Source organism: Pelosinus sp. sgz500959, from assembly GCF_042610375.1.
Taxonomy (GTDB): Bacteria; Bacillota; Negativicutes; order DSM-13327; family DSM-13327; genus CTSoil-075.
In genome coordinates, this window is sequence record NZ_JBGJZL010000047.1 from 1 (window position 1) to 752 (window position 752).

1 protein-coding gene is annotated in these 752 nt (G+C 39.6%); it reads right to left on the bottom strand.

Features of this window, described 5'->3' with window-relative positions:
- On the bottom strand, positions 1–752 hold a 752-nt coding region (locus ACAN52_RS21875; protein WP_378957259.1), incomplete at both ends, for a TRAP transporter substrate-binding protein.

Below are 752 nucleotides of genomic sequence, written 5' to 3' on the forward strand. Positions count from 1 at the left end.
TCAATGACTGGTTTAACGGCTGCTTGCCACTCAGCTACATTATCAACAGTAGTAATTGTAACGCCAGCAGCTTTAATTTTTGCGTTGGATTTTTCTTCATATTTAGCCCATTCTTCCTTTTCTGTGGCAACAGAAGCAGTAGCGGCATCCTGAATAATCTTTTGATCAGCCGGTGAAAATTTATTCCACATAGCTAAGTTCATCAGAAGTACTTCAGGAACACGTTGATGTCCATCTAAAATATAATTCTTCGCAACTGTATAGTGGTTTGCAGATTCAAATGAAGGCGCATTATTTTCTGCAGCATCAATTGTACCAGTTTGTAATGCTCCAAATACATCACCATATGGCATTACAATAGGATTTGCACCTAGAGCAGTAACCATCTCAAGAGTAATTGCACTTTGTTGTACACGTATTTTTTGACCTTTCAAGTCGGCAAGCTTGGTAAGAGGTTTGCTAGAATAGAAGCTTCTAGCGCCAGACTCGTAGTAAGCCAATCCCATCATATTCGATGTTTGAAGGTCTTTTAGCAGTTTCTTCCCTTTTTCGCTATCCAAAAATGCCCATTCTTGTTTTGAGTCTGTAAATAAGTATGGAAGAGCAAACAATCCCATTTGGGGGTTGAAGGAGGTAAGTGTAGCACTGCTAACTCTTGTCATATCAACTGTACCACCTGATTGAACCTGACTTACAACTGAGTTTTCGTCACCTAATGTTCCGCCAGGATACACTTCAACATTAATTCTTCC